Source organism: Bacillus sp. 95MFCvi2.1 (assembly GCF_000374965.1).
GTDB classification, from domain to species: domain Bacteria; phylum Bacillota; class Bacilli; order Bacillales; family Bacillaceae_G; genus Bacillus_A; species Bacillus_A pseudomycoides.
Map to the genome: position 1 here is coordinate 1 of NZ_KB895727.1, position 18,597 is coordinate 18,597.

General features: G+C 34.4%; 15 protein-coding genes and 4 pseudogenes. 8 read left to right on the top strand and 11 right to left on the bottom strand.

Annotated features, from left to right (window positions below):
* The 4 genes and pseudogenes from C568_RS33825 to C568_RS0127325 all read right to left on the bottom strand — a co-directional run.
* Positions 1-473, bottom strand: a pseudogene (locus tag C568_RS33825) (IS6 family transposase); the annotation flags it as partial.
* A gap of 89 nt (positions 474-562) precedes the next feature.
* Complete coding sequence (locus C568_RS0127315) at positions 563-1,579, bottom strand: CamS family sex pheromone protein (protein WP_018783338.1); 1,017 nt, start codon at positions 1,577-1,579, stop codon at positions 563-565.
* 82 nt (positions 1,580-1,661) lie between these two features.
* Positions 1,662-2,060, bottom strand: a pseudogene (locus C568_RS0127320) (IS4 family transposase); the annotation flags it as partial.
* Between the two features lie 125 nt (positions 2,061-2,185).
* Positions 2,186-2,956 (bottom strand): alpha/beta fold hydrolase, encoded by a 771-nt coding sequence (locus tag C568_RS0127325; RefSeq protein ID WP_018783340.1) that lies wholly within the window; start codon positions 2,954-2,956, stop codon positions 2,186-2,188.
* A gap of 201 nt (positions 2,957-3,157) precedes the next feature.
* Between C568_RS0127325 and C568_RS0127330 the strand changes: the two genes are divergently transcribed.
* Positions 3,158-4,396, top strand: a complete 1,239-nt coding sequence (locus C568_RS0127330; RefSeq protein ID WP_018783341.1) for a helix-turn-helix domain-containing protein — start codon at positions 3,158-3,160, stop codon at positions 4,394-4,396.
* Between the two features lie 297 nt (positions 4,397-4,693).
* On the opposite strand, the gene C568_RS0127335 is transcribed toward C568_RS0127330, so the two are convergent.
* Positions 4,694-5,797 (bottom strand): C45 family autoproteolytic acyltransferase/hydolase, encoded by a 1,104-nt coding sequence (locus C568_RS0127335; protein WP_018783342.1) that lies wholly within the window; start codon positions 5,795-5,797, stop codon positions 4,694-4,696.
* 153 nt (positions 5,798-5,950) lie between these two features.
* Here C568_RS0127335 and C568_RS33830 point away from each other — a divergent pair.
* Positions 5,951-6,647: pseudogene (locus C568_RS33830) on the top strand (IS6 family transposase).
* Positions 6,648-6,673: 26 nt separating this feature from the next.
* Here the strand turns inward: C568_RS33830 and C568_RS0127345 are convergent.
* Positions 6,674-7,564, bottom strand: coding sequence for a hypothetical protein (locus C568_RS0127345; protein ID WP_018783344.1), 891 nt, complete (start codon positions 7,562-7,564; stop codon positions 6,674-6,676).
* Positions 7,565-7,852: 288 nt separating this feature from the next.
* Between C568_RS0127345 and C568_RS0127350 the strand changes: the two genes are divergently transcribed.
* Positions 7,853-8,314, top strand: a complete 462-nt coding sequence (locus C568_RS0127350; RefSeq protein WP_006097248.1) for a DUF2691 family protein — start codon at positions 7,853-7,855, stop codon at positions 8,312-8,314.
* Positions 8,315-8,750: 436 nt separating this feature from the next.
* Here C568_RS0127350 and C568_RS0127355 read toward each other — a convergent pair whose 3' ends face one another.
* On the bottom strand, positions 8,751-9,587 hold the full coding sequence (locus C568_RS0127355) for an alpha/beta fold hydrolase (protein WP_018783345.1): 837 nt from the start codon (positions 9,585-9,587) through the stop codon (positions 8,751-8,753).
* Positions 9,588-10,103: 516 nt separating this feature from the next.
* Between C568_RS0127355 and ycaC the strand changes: the two genes are divergently transcribed.
* From ycaC to C568_RS0127380, 4 genes are all read left to right on the top strand, one after another.
* The gene (gene ycaC / locus C568_RS0127365) at positions 10,104-10,748 is read left to right on the top strand and encodes an isochorismate family cysteine hydrolase YcaC (protein ID WP_006097251.1); all 645 of its coding nucleotides are present in this window, start codon (positions 10,104-10,106) and stop codon (positions 10,746-10,748) included.
* Between the two features lie 193 nt (positions 10,749-10,941).
* Positions 10,942-11,586, top strand: a complete 645-nt coding sequence (locus tag C568_RS0127370; RefSeq protein ID WP_018767758.1) for a hydrolase — start codon at positions 10,942-10,944, stop codon at positions 11,584-11,586.
* Complete coding sequence (locus C568_RS0127375) at positions 11,583-12,176, top strand: antibiotic biosynthesis monooxygenase (protein WP_018783347.1); 594 nt, start codon at positions 11,583-11,585, stop codon at positions 12,174-12,176. The genes C568_RS0127370 and C568_RS0127375 overlap by 4 nt, the downstream gene beginning before the upstream one ends.
* 13 nt (positions 12,177-12,189) lie before the next feature.
* Entirely contained in the window at positions 12,190-14,025 is a 1,836-nt protein-coding gene (locus C568_RS0127380) for an amidohydrolase (protein WP_018783348.1), read from the top strand.
* Positions 14,026-14,278: 253 nt separating this feature from the next.
* Here C568_RS0127380 and C568_RS34920 read toward each other — a convergent pair.
* The 4 genes and pseudogenes from C568_RS34920 to C568_RS0127400 form a co-directional block, all read right to left on the bottom strand.
* Positions 14,279-14,389 (bottom strand): annotated as a pseudogene (locus tag C568_RS34920) (DDE-type integrase/transposase/recombinase); the annotation flags it as partial.
* Between the two features lie 29 nt (positions 14,390-14,418).
* Positions 14,419-15,297 carry a LysR family transcriptional regulator gene (locus tag C568_RS0127390; RefSeq protein ID WP_006097257.1) on the bottom strand — a complete coding sequence of 293 codons (879 nt, stop codon included), beginning with the start codon at positions 15,295-15,297 and terminating at the stop codon, positions 14,419-14,421.
* A 220-nt stretch (positions 15,298-15,517) separates the two neighbouring features.
* Positions 15,518-15,961: a MarR family winged helix-turn-helix transcriptional regulator gene (locus C568_RS0127395; RefSeq protein ID WP_018783350.1), complete on the bottom strand. Its 444-nt coding sequence runs from the start codon at positions 15,959-15,961 to the stop codon at positions 15,518-15,520.
* Positions 15,962-16,348: 387 nt separating this feature from the next.
* On the bottom strand, positions 16,349-17,539 hold the full coding sequence (locus tag C568_RS0127400; protein ID WP_018783351.1) for an MFS transporter: 1,191 nt from the start codon (positions 17,537-17,539) through the stop codon (positions 16,349-16,351).
* Positions 17,540-17,866: 327 nt separating this feature from the next.
* On the opposite strand from C568_RS0127400, the gene C568_RS0127405 reads away from it, so the two are divergent.
* A complete protein-coding gene (locus C568_RS0127405) occupies positions 17,867-18,445 on the top strand; it encodes a TetR/AcrR family transcriptional regulator (protein WP_018783352.1) in 579 nt (192 codons plus the stop codon).
* The last annotated feature ends 152 nt before the right edge of the window (positions 18,446-18,597 follow it).

Below are 18,597 nucleotides of genomic sequence, written 5' to 3' on the forward strand. Positions count from 1 at the left end.
GTACAATGGATTGTAGTTTGATAAAATCCTTGTTTTCTTAATTTGTTAAATGCGCAAAGTAATGCTGGCGCTTTGTCTGTAGTGAGAACCGTTGGTTCTCCAAAATGGTTTACTAATCTTTTCATGAAGGCATAGGCAGCTTGATGCTCTCGTTTTTTACGAAGTTGAATATCTAATGTGTGTCCATCTTTATCAATTGCACGATAGAGATAACGCCATTCTCCCTTAACTTTGATATAAGTCTCATCCAAATGCCAAGATAAGCGTGCAGATTTATTTTTCATTTTTCAAATTTGATAGATGAAATTGCCATATTCATAAACCCATCGCATGATGGTTGTTGGGTGAACTGAAATACCGCGTTCTTTCAGGATTTCAGAGACATCGCGATAACTTAAAGAAAAACGGCAGTAGTACAGGGCGGCTACTAAAATAATATCTTTCTTGAATTGTTTTCCTTTAAAATATCTCATGTCTGATTCTCCTAGATCCTGTTTTCTAGAGTGTAGCTTCATGTAGAAAACTTTGCAACAGAACCTAATAAACTATCTTTTTACTTTTTTTATTTTAAGAAAGAAACAAAAGGATCATCCATATTTTTCTCTTGAATAATAATTGCTTCATCTTTAGCATCTGATTTCACTCTCAATTGAATATTAATATCTTTAGGAAGAATATCCAATATAGATTGAGTTGTAAATTGTGTAAAACCAATCAATTCTGCATTTCCATTAAATTTAAATACAACATTCATATCTAATTTATCCAATTTATCATCTTTATACAAAACAGTAGCATTAACTGGTATATAATCAGAAGAAAATTCTTTTAATTTTGTGGAAAACTTATCTAGCTTTTCATAATCCTTTCCATATACTTGTTTAAATTCATCAGAAGGATAAATAAAGGATTTCTCGTTTATATTATTCCACTTTCCTACTGTACTTTCATTTGTTGGAACAGTGACTTCAGCAATAAAAGTACCATTTTTTATAGAAGTAGCACTCTCTTCTTTAAATACAGCAAAAGTAACAGGAACATTTTTAAATTCTTTATTCTCATGAAAAGCTTTTAAAAGCTTATTAGCTACCTCAGTACCTTTTGCAAGTACTTCTTCATTGGAATGATCCGAAGTCATAGCTAAACCTATTACAACACCTTTCAAATCTAATTGATCAGAACCATTTTTAATAAAATAATCTTGTTCAATAATATTAGATACATAAGGTACATCCTGTTTTACAACTAATTCATTTATTATCTTTTCTGAAAGATAACTACTTCTTTGGAAATAATGATTCTTACTATCAAATTGTTTCAAAGAAATATTAAACAGCCCTGATTCAAATTCTTTCATATCTAATTTTGAGTTCGCTTTTTTATTTATTACATTTATTACTTTTTGTTCTTTCAATGGTAAAATTGTTTTATAATGATCCCCTGAACCTGAATATTTAGGAATAATTGCCTGCTCTTTATTATTTTTTTTCACTACTTTCTGCTCTGTAGCAGAATTATTCATTACACTACAACTAGATAAAAATAAACTTAAACTTAATAAAAACAATATTTTTTTCAATTCTAATAACCACCTTCAAAAATTACTTTCACTCACATAATATACAGTTTACCATTATATTGTACTCAAGGAAGAGATTTCTAATATAAAATAATGTTGCATCTAAAATACGAATTCTTTGAAAATAAGCGGTTGAAGAGCTTGGAATTACTGATGTTTCACAAATTTTATTTTTTAATAATACAGAGAAAATATGTTTTAATAGGCAAACAGCTTTTTTATTGAAACGTTTATTGAGTCCTTCCGGACTAATAAGAGTTCCTGTAGCTGCATGAAGTTGACTGCACAGTCTAACTAAAGAATTACTCGCTACCCGTTGACTAATCCAAACACAGATAGTGGCTAAATCGTGGCCCGAAAACTTACGCTTTCGTTGTACAAAATCTAGTTCTCTAGCAAGTCTTTCTAAAAATGAAGGAGTAAGATATTGGTGTAATTCTTCAGCAAATAGTTGTAATTCATCTTGAATCGAAAGATTCATAAAAAACGTCATCCTTTCTGTATATTTCTACAAAAAGAATAACGCTTTCTATGAATTATGGGTATTAATTCATCTTAGGTTGATAGTAATGTGGCGATACCTCAATTTTGAGTTATAACAAATTATTACAGAGTAGAGTGTTTATTTTTATTTTTTACCATATCTAATATATCCCTTATTACACCAACAACAACTTGAGGTTGATCAATATGTATTGCGTGTCCAGCATCTTCAACAACAATATGTTTTTTATTAGTCGACAAGTTAGCAAGCTCTACCTGGAATTTCATCCAAGTAGCCATAGACTTCACTGTATGAAAAGGCTGCATCCCCCCTGTTACAACAATGAGTGGAATGTTTCCAAGTGACTTAGAAGTACGAACTTGTTCTAAGCTTTCTTCCACTTCATTAAGAGAACCTTCCAAAGTAAATTGATTATAATAAGCCTCCTGAACTTCTTTTGTAAATAAAGAGGGCAATATTCTGTTTTGATCCTCATGAGTTGAGTCTAAGAGAACGACTCCTACTACTTCCTCTGGATATGTGCTTGCAAATAATCTTGTATTTAATCCTCCAAATGAGTGTCCGACTAATACATATGGAGGTTTTATACCTGCTTTATTAAGTAATATACGTAGATTTTCGACACTTTGCTGACTATGGCGAGGTCTTTCATTCATTTCACTTTTGCCAATACCAGCTCTATCATAAATAAACATTTTTGAGAACTTTGAAATGTCATCTCTAATTAGATTCCAGCTTTCTAAAGTGGCTCCATATCCAGAATCAAAAACTAGGGTTGGTCCTTCATTATTCCCCCCTAACAATTCATAGTATAATTCAATACCACCTATATCTAATTTTTGTCCAGTTTCATTCCCATTAAATTCACTCATATCCAATCCTCCATTTTTCATTTTGATATAAAAAGGAAAGATCATTTCTATTTATAGAACTGACCTTTTTATTATCCATTTGAAAATCCTAAATAAATAAGTTCAATTTAATTGAACTTATCGTAACATGGACTGATTTTCTTTTCAATCTGAAGTTTAATATAATTGAACTAGTAGATTGAATTACAAAGGATGTTGAAAATGAATGAGCTAGGAAAACGAATAAATAAATTAAGAGTAGAAAAAGGTATGACACTTGTAGAGTTAGCTGGTAATAAAATGTCAAAAGGGATGTTAAGCATGATTGAAAATGGGCATTCGAACCCTTCGATGGATAGTTTGAAATTTATCGCGCACCAGTTGGGCTGCGATCCTCAATATTTATTAGGGAGCTCTACATCGGATGAGCTAAAGCACTTATTTAATAAAGTAGAGAAAGCGTTTGAAAAAAATAATGATGAACAGATAATTAATTTGACACAAGACATGTTGGACCAACAGTTTCCCATTTCATTTGAATCTGCTAGGATATTAGAGATTTCTGGAAGGGTAGTTATGAAGTCCGAGCAAAAACGTGGAGAAATGTTGATAGAACGAGCAGTAGCAATCTATGAGCGGTTATCCCTTTATAGCCACTGCGTGGCTGCTAAAGTACATATGGTAGAATGCCGTGCAAAAGAGGATAATTACCATGATGCTCTGATAATGTTACGAAATATAAGAAAAGAGTACCATGAAAAAGTAACAGTGATTGATATGGTCGTTGAAATAGAAGCGAATTACGTTGAAATGGTCTTACTTTTCGGGATAGGTGACTATAAATCAGGAAAGAGTAAGCTTAATCAATTAATTGAACTATCTAAGAGGAAAATGGTCTTTTATAAGATGGATAATATTTTCCGAATTGCAGCGTTTCAAGCCCTTCTTCATAACAATGAAAATGATTATGCTTATTTTATCGAGAAGTCAGAACAGTTTGCTGTTTTTAGTGAAAATGATGAATCTCTAGCTTTTACACTGTTACTTCAAGCACATTATCATAATCAAACATCAGAGGATTATGAACAGGCCCTTTATTACTTAGATAGGTTTGCTACCCTAGTAAAGGGGAATCTCGGAAGTGACTATTATTATCTTGAAAAAGGTAAAGTATTATTAGGAAAAGGACATGTAAAAGAAGCACTTGAAACATTTGAGCAATTTAAGATGCCAAATACGGCTATTTACCCACTTGAATTATGTATTCTCTACACTGCAGATGCATATAGAGCAAAATGTCTTTTACAACTAGGAAGAATAGAGGAAGCACTTATCTATGCGCAGAGAGCAGCTAGTGAAATAGATTCGCTGCCTCAAACGCCTTATCAAGATTTTATAAGAAACACCCTAGAGTTAGTGAATAAAACCTATAATATTATTTTAGAAAGAAAAAATGAATAGCTTATAGAGAATAAAGAAAAGAATGTCAAGTTAAGAAAATAGATCATCCCCCAAACGAAAAAAACAGCTGACTTCTCAAAGTAACTAACTGTAGAGAAAGAAAATTTTCATTTTGGGGGTACTTCAAAATTTTAGCTTGATGGGCATGTATGGTGACCCCATCGCCATCAACTTAAGAAATCAAGTCACCCCCAAAACGATAAAATATATTTCTTTGTTACCAAAAGGCCTAAAAATTCCGTTCTGGGGGTGCAATAAAATCTTAACTTGATGGGCATGTATAGTGACCCCTATTACTCAATTATTTTCTACTCTCCAAAAATCAGCGTATGGTCGATTTACAAAATTCACATCCACTACAGAAAACGGAAGCCCCTCCCCAACTTTCAAAGAGTACCATTTATTTAAAAGTGGCGACCCAAAACAAACATCCATTGTTCGTTCATGCAAATCAAACAATAATGAGTGTAATGTTCCAAACCACTCTTGATAGTTATGAACTGTTAAGCCAGCAGGATATTCACTCTCTACTAATTCTTTCAGATTCTCCATGCTTATGTATTCTTTTTGAACTAAATTATTATGCAAAACCTGAAATCTTTTTGAAGAGTGTTCTAACTTCCTATTATTTAACTTCTTGATTGTAGAACTAACTGCGTGATTTGTTGATACAATAAAAGCTTCATTACCTTCTATTCTTGTTACAGATTTACATCCATCAAATATTTCGATCCGTGCCACCCTAAAACAATCAGATATAATCACATTTATATTTGCCGCGATTGGCATTTCTTTTATTAATGTAATTGCTTCCTCCACACTTTTACATTTTTCTAATAAAACACGAATCACAGCAAAGCACTGCACACCATTTATAACCGGCTTCTTCAGTCCCTCAATATTTCCAACCGGTTGACCACATGCTGAAAAGGTAACAGATAATCCATGTTCGTTCATACCTTCAGTTCTTCCAAAAAACTGAGTAGAAAAGCCGCTATGATAATATGAACCTGTCACACGAGTAGAACAAAAACGCATATCATCAACTTGTGGTGATAAATCATAATTTCTTAATACATATGTATGTTTTGAATCTGTTTTCTGAGGCAATATCGCACAGTGACTACATCCTGCTTTTAAATACGTTTGATAATAATACATGACTTGTCTAGGAAATATTTTTAGCACATCACAAAATCCTTCAATCTCTTCATTTATCCCTGGGCAATACTGTTCCAAAATATCTCTAGATTCTTTCCAATAATCGTCAGATATATATTTTTCTTGTTGTATAAAGTGAGATACAAGAAATGGATTATTTTTAACAAATTCACCTTGTTGTCTACCGATTTCATAATAACTTCCACTTAGTGATGCAAAATACCCCTTTACTTGAAACAATTAGATAGCCCCCTTGTCATTTTGTCTATCTAAACCATATCAAATGAATATTTTTTATTCTTGATGTTTTTTGCTACATAAAATCTTTGGTTCTGTTGCAAAGTTCTCTAAAACACGTTACATTTTAGAAAAAATGAGTAGGAGCACGACAAGATGAGATATTTTAAAGGAAAACAGTTTAAGAAAGATATCATTTTAGTAGCCGTTGGCTATTATTGTCGTTTTTCTCTAAGCTATCGTGATGTGTCTGAAATTCTGAAGGAACGGGGTATTTCAGTTCATCCCACAACGATTATGCGCTGGATACATGAATATGGGTACATGAATATGGCAATCTGATGTATCAGATTTGGAAAAAGAAAAACAAAACGGTACAGTTATCTTAGCGTTTGGATGAAACCTATATTAAAGTCAAAGGAAAATGGTGTTATTTATATCGTGCCATTGACAAAGAGGGGCAAACGCTTGATATTCAACTGCGTAAAAAGAGAGATACACAAGCGGCATATACTTTTATGAAAAGACTGGTTCGAACTTATACCAACGGTTCTGACTACAGATAAGGCTCCTTCTTTAATTTGCGCATGTAAAAAAATTACAGAGGATAGACTTTTACAAAAATATCTTTCATCGTACAACAAAATATCTCAATAATCTCATTGAGCAAGATCATCAACACGTGAAGCGCCGTTTCGCTCGTTCCTTAGAATTTCAAAGTCTTCGTCATGCCTCACGTACGATAAAAGGGATAGAAACACTTCATGCCATATACAAACAAAGACGAAATCTTCAACCAGACTCCGTCTTTTCGGCGTATAACGAATTACAGAATTTATTAACGGTTTCATAAAACTTGACCACAATCTTCCCATGTCTCTATGTGTAAAAAAACTTTGCAACAGAACCCTTATTTTCCTCATATAAAGAATTAACGTGCTGTTTTAAATTCTTGATGAATAATAGAATCTCTTGACTAGGCATTCTAGCATGTTGAAGATGAAATATGTTTCCTTTTCCGATTTCTAACTCGTTTGAAACCAAAGTAATAGGGATATTCCTAAAGACATGCCATGGAAAATACAAGTGTACAAAAGTTTCTCTAAAATATATACCCGATTGACAAATTAATACCCCATCGGATCCTTTACTCAAATTACCAAGGACAGAGGTATCTAAAAAAGCAATGATTTCTTCTTCTTTTGAAATAATATATCGTGCCAAAATTCCCTTTAACTTTTTGTCTGAAATATGAGTGTCTATAAACAACCCATTATCAGGTTCTAATAATTCATCATATGTCTCAAACAAATTACAGATTGATTTTATCTCATCAGTTTTTACAACTGGATGTATATCAGTTTTCTTTGAATTATGGAATGAATTTTTAAGAGTTATAAGTAATTCTTTAAATAACAATGTTGGATAATCACTCCCGTTAATATTAAAACTTTTTTGTGCATCAAAAGATAAAAACCCATCTTTATCAATTACGATTTGCTGCACTTCATCTAATTTATCCCATTTCATAGTTCCTTTACCTAATAGCCAATTTTTCCAATATAGACCTGAACTTGTAAAGTAGACACCATATTTTCCTGAGCCAAACAAATTACAACTTAAAAAAGCAATAATCTGATCATCCTTTGGTATAGAGAAACGTTTTTTTGCAATTGACAAGAAATCATCAGGTATTCTACCAACATAAAATCTAGACTGTTGATATTCTAAACAAATATCAGTTAAACGATTAATATCTATATTCAGCATGATAATTCTCCGTTTATTATATATTTTCTATATAATAAATTATAATATTATCAGGTAAATATTAACACTCAAAATCCGCTTAAATCGAGGGGTACTCTATTGGATTCTAAAATCAATTATTATTAGATTGAAAAATTTTTGATTTGTTTTTAGCATTTGGGGGGCGACCAATTTTCCTGGCTTGATGGGCATGGGGTTCAGTCAATAATTTTAAAAACTATCCTCGTTTTCCATTATTATACAATAAAATTATATATATTAATAATAAAAATAGGAGGTTATCATACAATGAATATAGGAATACATTTCCACGCTCCAGAAGATGAAAATTTCAGTTTATCCGTACTGAGTTTATTAGAACCTTTTAATTTCCAAAACTATGTATGGCAAATTGATACGGCTGAAGTATACGTTAAAGATTCTAACGGTGATTTTCCAAATGCATTTTCATTCAATAATGATCGTTTCATAACTGGGAGTGATTTAGAACATACCTTAAACCAGAAATATTATTTATTCTTTTTGACGATGTCTGCTTTTACTGAAAAGGAAAATTATACATCGATAATTACAGCAACGGATTTTATTAATAGTGATTGTGAATTCTTGTTAAATATAGTTGATAGTTATGATATTAGTATTTTATGTAAAAATGAGGAGTTACTACAGAAATTGTATCAACACGTTCAAGACCTTGGTTATGTAGATACCAAATATTTAACGGAAAGTAATGGTGGAACGTTTTTCTAGCATACCTTGAGCAGTAAAATTAGGCCCCCTTTTACGGGAGCCCTTTTCTCTTATATCACATATATATAAGCTTCATTTACTACTATATGGCGTACCGCCAACATTCGTTAAAATGTGGGTGGGATCACATGCCAATCAAGCTAATATTTTGAAGTGCCCCCAAAAGTAAAAAAACTTTATTCTTTCTAAAAAGCTAACTAGAAAGGATGACGTTTTTTATGAATCTTTCGATGTTGAAAAATACATTCTTCCCCAAAATGAGAAAATGTACATCTCCAGATGAAATGTACATTTCTTTGTTTTGAGGATTCTTCAAAATATTATCTTGATAGCAATGTAGCAATACCCCTAAGAGACCTAAAAAACCTCTAATCGATAAATTCATGTTACTATTCTTGATATTACTGTTGAGCCGCCTCCGGTAGTTCATCAAAGATTAGTCTTTTAAAAATGTTAATAATGCTTCATTAAATTCTTTTGCATGAGTTGCGTTTAATCCATGAGGACCACCTTTTATAAGAGCGAGTTTACTACCAGGAATGGAATCATATGTGCGTTTTCCACTTAACTCAAAAGGTACAGTTGCATCAGAGTCACCGTGAATAATAAGAGTAGGTATATTGAACTTTTCCAAGTCTTTTCTAAAATCGGTCATACTAAAGGCGGTAATACAATCGAGTGTTCCTTTAGGGGATGCACTAGCTGCAATATTCCAATTATATAAACGGAATGGCTCACTAACTAAATCTGTTCGATTACCAGCTGCGAAAAATCCCTTAGTAAATTCGTCAAGAAATGCAAGGCGGTCATTTATCACGCCACTTTTGAATTCTTCAATTGCTGCATCATCTAATGCCCCTTCAGGATGATCCTCTGATTTGTATAAATATGGAGGAACTGCTCCAGCAAAAACAGCCTTTTCAATACGATCTGTTCCATATGTACTAATGTACCGAGCTACCTCGCCTCCACCCATAGAAAAACCAACAAGTGTGACATTTTGAAGATCTAAATGTTCTATTAGTTGATGTAAATCAGAAGTAAAGGTATCATATTCATATCCTTCCCACGGCTGAGATGACTTTCCAAAGCCTCGACGATCATATGTTATAACTCTGTATCCAGCCTCAACAAGAGCGGGAACTTGGTATTCCCAAGATCGACCACTTAACGGCCAACCATGAATTAGTACAACTGGTTTTCCTATACCATGATCCTCATAATATATCTCAATTGGTGCTTGATTTTCGGTTCCTACAGTAATTTTTGTCATTCTTCTACCTCCAAAAAATATTCTAATATATATCCTTTTCTTCAATAATCCGGATGAATCTCGTAACCTATTTATGCACGTTTATGTTGTAAATTCTAAGCATGAAACTCTATTGTTCCGATGAATTCATTTTCTGTTTTTGTAGCAATTCCCCATCTAATACCTTTTTCATCATGAAATAATTGCTGAACATTCCTCATATTCAATTCTAATAGCAAAAATAGGTAACTATCAATATTGTTCTATCTATAGAATGTATAGGTAAAACCAATCAATTTTATGGTAGAAATAACTATAGTTACCATCTATACAAATTATAGATAATTTAGAATTGATTAACGAATTGGTTTTCAAATACTATAAATTTGTATAGCGCTTCATGTTCTGTGAATGGTGCTATAACTAATATTAACGGTCAGTTTAGTTATAAACTAATCGTAACAAACGAAGAAGTTTATGATAATATTCCACTGTTTAAACTTTCTTCGATTACTTAATTTTTAGGAGGAATACATAATGGCTGATCTCTATTCTCGTATTAACAAAGATGATGCTGTCGTTCTTTTAGTAGATCATCAAACTGGTCTTATGTCCGGACTAGTACGTGACTATGGTGTTGATGAATTCAAGAACAATGTTTTAGCTCTTGCTCACACTGCTAAGTTTTTTGATTTACCAGTTATTTTAACAACAAGCTTTGAACATGGACCTAACGGACCTTTAATGCAAGAATTGGTTGACCTCTTTCCTCACGCACCAAAAATAGCTCGACCAGGACAAATTAACGCATGGGATAATGATGATTTTGTAAAAGCAATCGAAGAAACTGGAAAAAAACAAATTATCATCGCGGGCGTAGTTACGGACGTTTGCGTTGCTTTCCCGGCACTTTCCGCTATAAAAGCTGGATATGAAGTATTTGCTGTTACTGATGCTTCAGGAACTTTCAGTAAACAAGTTGCAGATGCTGCCAATACGCGTATGGCACATAGTGGCGTACAACTTATGAACTGGTTTAGCGTAGCTTGCGAATTACAACGCGATTGGCGCAACGATGTCGAAGGTTTTGGCAATTTGCTTGCTAGTAATCTTCCAGGCTATCAAAATATAATTGGAAGCTATATGGGAGCTCAGCGAGATCTTAGTAAACAAAATGCATAAATGTATTCCAAAGAAATAGCTTTAAATCACTTTTTAAAAAGTGGATAGTATAAATTTAGCGCTGATTAAATCAGCGCTCTCTTTTAAATTAAAAAGTATAGCAAAACTTTTATTTTTACGATTACAGTTTTAATTAACAGAAAATAAATTTCTTTCTAAAAAATCGTAACAATTAAAAAAGGAGCGTTTTATTATGAGTAATTTAGAATTGTTAAATCCCGAGAACAGTGCCTTAATTTTGATTGATTTTCAGCCTCAAATGACTTTTGGAGTTGCAAGTATTGACAGACAAACATTGATTAATAACGTTATGCTGCTTGCTAAATCAGCAAAAACTTTTAACGTACCTACTATTCTTACTACAGTTGAAACACGCAGCTTTTCTGGTTATTTTTGGCCACAAATTCTTGACATATTCCCAAACCATGAAATTATAGAACGTAGTTCAATGAACTCTTGGGAAGATCCAAAATTTGTTGAGGCCGTTAAAGCAACAGGTAGAAAGAAATTAATATTTGCAGCACTTTGGACTGAGGTTTGCCTTGCATTCCCTGTACTTGAAGCAATTAAAGCTGGCTATGAGGTTTATGCAGTTGATGATGCTTCAGGTGGTACTAGTTTGACAGCACATAACGCTGCTATGCGTCGTGTAGAACAAGCTGGTGCAATTCCAGTGACAGCAATCCAAGTTTTACTTGAATACCAACGTGACTGGGCACGCAAAGACACTTATGATGCTGTTATGGAAATTGTAAAAGAACACACTGGCGCTTATGGTCAAGGTGTAGAATATGCATATACTATGGTACATGGCGCGCTTCCAAGTAGAAAATTATGAACCAAGAAAGAGTGACTGTCGGAGAGACTCATATTGGGAACACGATGGATGCTAGCGGTCCGGTAACAACGATTGTTACATGGAAAATTCAAGAAGGTAGAGAAAAACAGTTTGAAACATGGAGACATGAAATCGAAGCTGCCGCTACTAAATTCCCAGGGCATTTAGGCGTAAATCTAATAGTCCCCAATAACGAATCCAGAGAGTATACTGTTATTTTCCGCTTCGATACGTATGAGCATCTACGTGCTTGGCAAGAATCAGATATTCGTCGAGATTTGTTAAAACAGGCAGAACAATTTCAAGCTACTAATCCAACTTACAAAACGGAAAGCAGTTTGGCTTATTGGTTTGTTACTCCGAAAACGCCAGTTCCACCGTCAAAATGGAAAATGTCTATTGTTACCGTTCTTGGTGTATGGCCTCTTAGCATGTTGGTTCCTAAAGTGATAGGACCTATTATAAAAAATATGAACCCTATTATGTCAGCTTTTTTTGTTTCTGTATGTATAGTGTCCTTGCTATCATGGGTAGTCATGCCGATTTACGGTAAAATATTTCATCCATGGTTACAAAATAATAGGAAGTAGACGAGGTGTGAACATGAATTTACCGGATATGATCTTATATAACGGAAAAATTACTACCCTTGATCTCTCTCAACCTGAGGTATCGGCTATCGCCATAACTGATGGTTTAATCACTGCATTAGGTGGAGATGAGCTTCTTGATAGTGCCACAGAAAAAACAAAAAAAATAGACCTTAAAAGAAAGAGAGCTATTCCAGGCTTGAATGACTCTCATATACACGTTATTCGTGGCGGTCTTCATTATAATATGGAATTGCGCTGGGAAGGTGTGCCATCACTTGCTATTGCCCTAGAAATGCTTAGAGAGCAGGCAAGGCGTACACCTGCTCCCCAGTGGGTAAGAGTAGTTGGAGGTTGGTCTGAATTTCAATTTAAAGAGAGACGGATGCCAACTTTGGAAGAGATTAATGCCGTTTCTGAAGACACTCCTGTCTTTGTGCTACATCTTTACGATAGAGCACTTGTAAATCGTGCTGGGCTGCGTGCACTGGGATACACAAAAGATACCCCAGACCCTCCGGGCTGTTTAATTGAGCGGGATAAACGAGGTAATCCAACAGGTCTTTTAATTGCCAATCCTAACGCTTCTATTCTTTATTCAAGTTTGGGGAGAGCTCCAGTACTTAATTTTGACGATCAGATTAACTCAACTCGTCATTTTATGCGCGAATTAAATAGATTAGGTATCACAAGTGCCATTGATGCAGGTGGCGGATTCCAAAATTATCCTGATGATTACAAAGTTGTTGAACATTTAGCTGAGAAAGATCAATTAACTTTGCGTATTGCATATAATCTATTTACGCAAAATCCAAATCATGAATATGAAGACTTTGCTTCATGGGCAAAGATTGTTTCTCCAGGTCAAGGGAATGATAAGTATAAAATGAATGGTGCCGGAGAAATGTTAGTATTCTCGGCAGCCGATTTTGAAAAATTTCAGATGCCGCAGCCCGAACTAGCTACGGTGATGGAAGCTGACTTAAAGAAAGTAATTTCTCTATTGGTGGAAAACCGTTGGCCATTCCGCTTACATGCAACTTATGACGAGTCAATAACACGTTTCTTAAATGTGTTTGAGGAAGTCAACAAAGAAATTCCTTTTAATGGTCTACGCTGGTGGTTTGACCATGCAGAAACAATCTCGGATCGTAGTATGGAACGTGTTAAGGCTTTAAATGGTGGTATTGCCATCCAAGACCGCATGGCTTTCCAAGGTGAATACTTTGTTGATTTATACGGAAAAGAAGCTGCAAAGCGTACTCCTCCGATTTATCGTATGCTAGACCTTGGTATACCTGTTGGCGCCGGTAGTGATGCAACCAGGGTTTCTAGCTATAATCCTTGGGTTGCTCTTTACTGGATGGTTGCCGGAAAAACCATTGGTGGTCTTTCGATATACGATGAAAAAAATAAACTTGACAGAAAAGTAGCCCTGGAACTATATTCCAAAGGAAGTGCGTGGTTCTCTGGTGATGAAGGTAAAAAGGGAACCCTTGCAGTAGGTCAGTTTGCTGATATTGCTGTATTGTCTGCTGACTACTTTACTGTGCCAGAAGAAGAAATCAAAGACCTTGAATCATTACTCACTATTATGGGTGGGCAGGTTGTTTATGGAAATGATGAATTTAAAAATTTATCACCTGAATTGCCGCCAGCATCACCTGATTGGGCACCGACTGGAGTTTATGGTTATGGGGGCGCTAACCTAGCCCATAATATACTTTCTCACGATGCCAATGGTCACAAGTTACATAGTTGCAGTAACCCTCTCCATCAACACACTCATACCGTAATAGGAAAAGATGGAACTAAATGGGGTATTGGTTGTACTTGCTTTGCTTTCTAAGTCAGAACCACCGGTATAATGCCGGTGGTTTTCTTTCTACAATAAGGGTATGGCGCCGAAGACGGACCCAAATAGTAATGGTATTAAGATCATAATGGTAATATGGGCTCTGGTGCAAATAATATGTAGATTCGCAATAGCAGTATATCCCTAACGGGATCTATTACTATGCGGTAAGACCGAAGAGTTGATTGATTATCTTGACTTGTTTTTTGACAGACTTCTCTCTTTGCAAAGTCTGTCCTTTTTCCCTTAAATAAAAGTCAATGGTATTCCCTTTTGAATCGACTACACCACACATATAAATCCACTGCCCTTTGACTTTAATATAGGTCTCATCCCAAGACTTAAAGATTACTTTCAATTTTTACACTAGAATCATTATTGTTTCTATTATACTGATACTTTTTCAGGATCATTTAACTTCTGCATAAAGATACGTGCTGCAAAACTTAAAAATTTATCATCAAAGTGAATAAGATTAATATCTTGACTTGGTGTTGGATCAGTAATACGAACTATGCTTAAGGTATCATTATTAACAAAGTCAACCAGTGAAAGAGGTATTATGGCAACCCCATATCCATTGTATACAAGGCTCAATAGAGAAATAGAAGATTTTGTTTCTATATTTGCTTCAGATAAAGATAACCCTAAAATTTCACAATATATCTTAATCGATTCACGACAACTACATGAAACCATTACTCTACTCAGCCCTGCTAATTCTCGAAAAGAAACAAATGATTTTTCATTCAAAGGATGATTTTTTGGAATTACAAGGACGAGCTCTTCGCTATACAAAAGGGTGCTTGTTAATGTGTCTGGAATTTGAGCACTACGTGTGATCCCTATATCAATATTTTTGTCAACGATTTGATTTACAGCAACCTCTGATTCTATAATTTTTACTACAATGTTGGGATAATGTTGTTGAAACTTCATAATATAAGGCGTTAAATAAGTGAGATCTTCTAATAAACCTCCTATAGTAATCACACCTCTTTTCACACCCTTTAATTCAAAAATTTCGTTATAAACCTCATCAAATTGTTGCATGATAAATTTTCCTTTATCAAATAGCAATTTACCTGCTTCTGTAATTTTGATACCTCTTCCAACTCGATGAAATAAAGGTGTATCAAGTTCACCTTCTAACACACGTATTTGTTGACTTAAAGTCGGCTGTGAAATACCTAGAACTTCCGCAGCTTTAGTAAAACTACCATTATTACAAACTTGAATAAAATACTCTAAATGACGTAATTCCATTCTTGATACCCGCTCTCCGCTTTATGAAAGATTCACATTTAAAAGAACAATTTGTATGCGTTATCATAACAACTATCTTTCCTGTTTATACTAATTGCAATTCCATTATTTCTTCATTTCGGATTCCAATAAATGTAATACCATGTATTGATTTTTTCCTCCTATTTATTTAATTTATATTTAATTAGGATATTACTAATTCGAGATATATTTCTAAAAATTATAGTTCTTGTGCATAATATCCTAATTTCTTCAACTGTTTGATTATCAATTTTTTCTCAAAATAGTCCAAACCACCAAATATTTGCCGAATCGCCTCTTTATGCTGAGGGAAAATAGTATCCATCAATTCAATACCTTCTGAAGTAATTGACGCATACGTGACACGGCGGTCTATAAGACATGGTTTTCGTATTAAGAACCTCTTCTTTTCCAACTTATCCACTACATACGTGATACTACTACTTGCAAGTAATATTTTGTCTCCAATTTTTTGTATAGGCTGATCGCCTTTACTGTACAGTAGCTCAAGCACTGCAAATTCAGTTGGATTAAGTCCATAACTTTTTATATCATCTTCAATTCGCTTAGTGATTGACTGTACTGCCCTTGATAATATAACAAATAACTTTAAAGATAAGTTCTCATCGTTAATCACGCTCATAATTACCAATCCTTTACAAGTTATCTTGAATTCGAGATTTATTATATTATCGTCAAAATATTATGTCAATAATTCATTTTAGTTTTATCAAACCACTTATAATTTATTTCTCAACATAAGACATATGGAATCGTAAGAAAATAATTGTTAAAATATAAGCATCTCAATTGCGTTGTTTTTTTAAGAGGGCTTGTTTTCTAATGCAAGCTCTCTTTTGTCATAGTCTAAATGGAATTCGGACACATCTTACATGGTGAGTTTTGTCCTCTTTTAGCTATAGAGACAAAAAATCAAACTTCAAAATAACCGCCATTAATCTATAAAACACGGACATACCAATGAATAAGCATTCAAACGAATACGGACTGTTTAAATTTGATTATAGAACTATTTCTCTGTGGCAAAATAAAGCAGTGCTATGATCGGAAAAGCGATTCCCATCCATAATGCTGCACTCCATCCACCTGACGAGTATGCCCACCCTCCGACAGAAGATCCAACAGCACCACCCAAGAAGAAAATAGCCATGAATAATCCATTTAAGCGACTACGAACTTCTGGTTGCAACGAGAAAATCAAACGTTGACTTAGCACAAGGTTTGCGGATACCCCCATGTCCAACAGAATAGCTGCAATTACTAAAACTGCTATTCCAAAGGGCGAGCTACTTTGAATAAGAAGTGGTAGTAATAAAGATATAATAACAACAGCCAGAGCTATCCCAGTGGCGGATCGTGTCCAGCCAAGATCGGCTAGACGACCACCTATTGGAGCGGCTATTGCACCTGTAATTCCTACAAGTGCATATAATGCTATGGCAGTCTGAGAAAAATGAAAAGCAGGACTAGACAATAATAATGGAACAGTGGTCCAGAATAAGCTGAAAGTCGCAAATACACAAGCATGATAAATTGCGCGACGGCGTAAAATTGGAGTGGTTCGTAGTAGTTGCCACATTGAACTAAGTAAGGCGGTATAATTTGTTTTTGCGGCTGGTTTCCTAGTAGGGAGTACTTTCGATAATACAAACGCCAAGACAATAATTACAGTAGCAGATAAAGAAAATATTGTATGCCATCCCCAAATATCGGCTACTAGACTAGATATCGGACGCGCAAGCATAATACCTAATAACAGACCACTCATGACATTGCCAACTACGCGACCGCGTGCATTTTCCGATGAAAGATATGATACAAGAGGTACGAGCACTTGCGCTGCGACCGACCCCAGTCCGATAAAGAATGAAGCTACTAACAACAAGATTGCGTTCTTTACAAAAACCATGGCAGTTAGAGCAACTGCACTTAGAAATAACAATATAATTATCAATTTTCTATTCTCTACAATATCCCCCAAAGGTACAAGAAATAGTAAGCCAACAACATATCCAATTTGAGTTAGCGTTACAATTAATCCAGCGCTACTATTAGAAAGTCCAATTTCATTACTAATTACCCCAATTAAAGGCTGTGCATAATAAAGATTAGCCACAATGATACCACATGCAGTTGCTAGAAGAATGGTTAAACCCGATGAAATCTCTTTATCAATTTCTTTATTTTTAAAATTAGACATAACTATTTCCTCCCATACTTTTATGTCAAAATTACTGAATCGCCTTGGTAAGAACTACTTTCAGTTGTTGTTTTAAAAAGTTCAATTTTACCACTTTTTTATTCCCCCTTTTCTAAATGTTTTTTATTAATTAACTTTGTGAATTTTGGAACCTGTCTAAAGCCCTTACCATTATAAGATGCTAGGTAATCAATAAACTGAACGTTTAGTTTATTAATTACCTAAAATATATACTAAACGTTCAGTTTTGTAAATAGGCTATTTTATTATTCGTTCATATTAAGTATACTAAACGTATAGTTTATGTTCTTGAAAGGAATGATTAATGTGCAAGGTAAAAGAGGTCGACCACGTAATATAGAAACCCAAAAGGCTATCCTTTCTGCATCCTATGAGTTATTACTGGAAAGTGGCTTTAAAGCAGTCACAGTTGATAAAATTGCAGACCGTGCTAAAGTTAGCAAAGCTACGATTTATAAATGGTGGCCAAATAAGGCTGCTGTGGTAATGGATGGTTTTCTTTCTGCTGCTGCAGCCAGATTGCCTGTACCTGACACAGGTTCAGCATTGACTGATATCTTAACTCACGCCACAAGTTTAGCCAGTTTTTTAATAAGTCGAGAAGGCACTATTATTACTGAGTTAGTTGGCGAAGGGCAATTTGATTCGAAACTAGCAGAGGAATATCGTGCTCGATATTTCCAACCACGTCGCCTGCAAGCAAAGCAACTTCTGGAGAAGGGAATTAAAAGAGGCGAATTAAAAGAAAACCTCGATGTTGAATTAAGCATCGATCTCATTTACGGACCAATTTTCTATCGGTTGCTAGTAACTGGTGAAAAGTTGGGTGATTCCTATGTGCATGACTTGGTAATAAATGCATTCGAAGGAATACGATTGAAGTGATTAATATTCAAACAAATGTTTAGAACTCCCACTCCCTCCTATGCGGATGCAATTTAAATTAACTTGATAAATAAAGTGTTTCATGTTTTTAAACTGATGTATATGGAGTGGTCTACTATATACATCAGTTTAAGAATTGATAATTACTCTAA

Coding starts and splice junctions, on each gene's coding strand:
- C568_RS0127395 (WP_018783350.1), bottom strand. CDS start 15,961: ATGAGCGTGATTAACGATGAGAACTTATCTTTAAAGTTATTTGTTATA.
- C568_RS0127330 (WP_018783341.1), top strand. CDS start 3,158: ATGAATGAGCTAGGAAAACGAATAAATAAATTAAGAGTAGAAAAAGGT.
- C568_RS0127380 (WP_018783348.1), top strand. CDS start 12,190: ATGAATTTACCGGATATGATCTTATATAACGGAAAAATTACTACCCTT.
- C568_RS0127325 (WP_018783340.1), bottom strand. CDS start 2,956: ATGAGTGAATTTAATGGGAATGAAACTGGACAAAAATTAGATATAGGT.
- C568_RS0127370 (WP_018767758.1), top strand. CDS start 10,942: ATGAGTAATTTAGAATTGTTAAATCCCGAGAACAGTGCCTTAATTTTG.
- C568_RS0127390 (WP_006097257.1), bottom strand. CDS start 15,297: ATGGAATTACGTCATTTAGAGTATTTTATTCAAGTTTGTAATAATGGT.
- C568_RS0127375 (WP_018783347.1), top strand. CDS start 11,583: ATGAACCAAGAAAGAGTGACTGTCGGAGAGACTCATATTGGGAACACG.
- C568_RS0127350 (WP_006097248.1), top strand. CDS start 7,853: ATGAATATAGGAATACATTTCCACGCTCCAGAAGATGAAAATTTCAGT.
- C568_RS0127355 (WP_018783345.1), bottom strand. CDS start 9,587: ATGACAAAAATTACTGTAGGAACCGAAAATCAAGCACCAATTGAGATA.
- C568_RS0127400 (WP_018783351.1), bottom strand. CDS start 17,539: ATGTCTAATTTTAAAAATAAAGAAATTGATAAAGAGATTTCATCGGGT.
- ycaC (WP_006097251.1), top strand. CDS start 10,104: ATGGCTGATCTCTATTCTCGTATTAACAAAGATGATGCTGTCGTTCTT.
- C568_RS0127345 (WP_018783344.1), bottom strand. CDS start 7,564: ATGCTGAATATAGATATTAATCGTTTAACTGATATTTGTTTAGAATAT.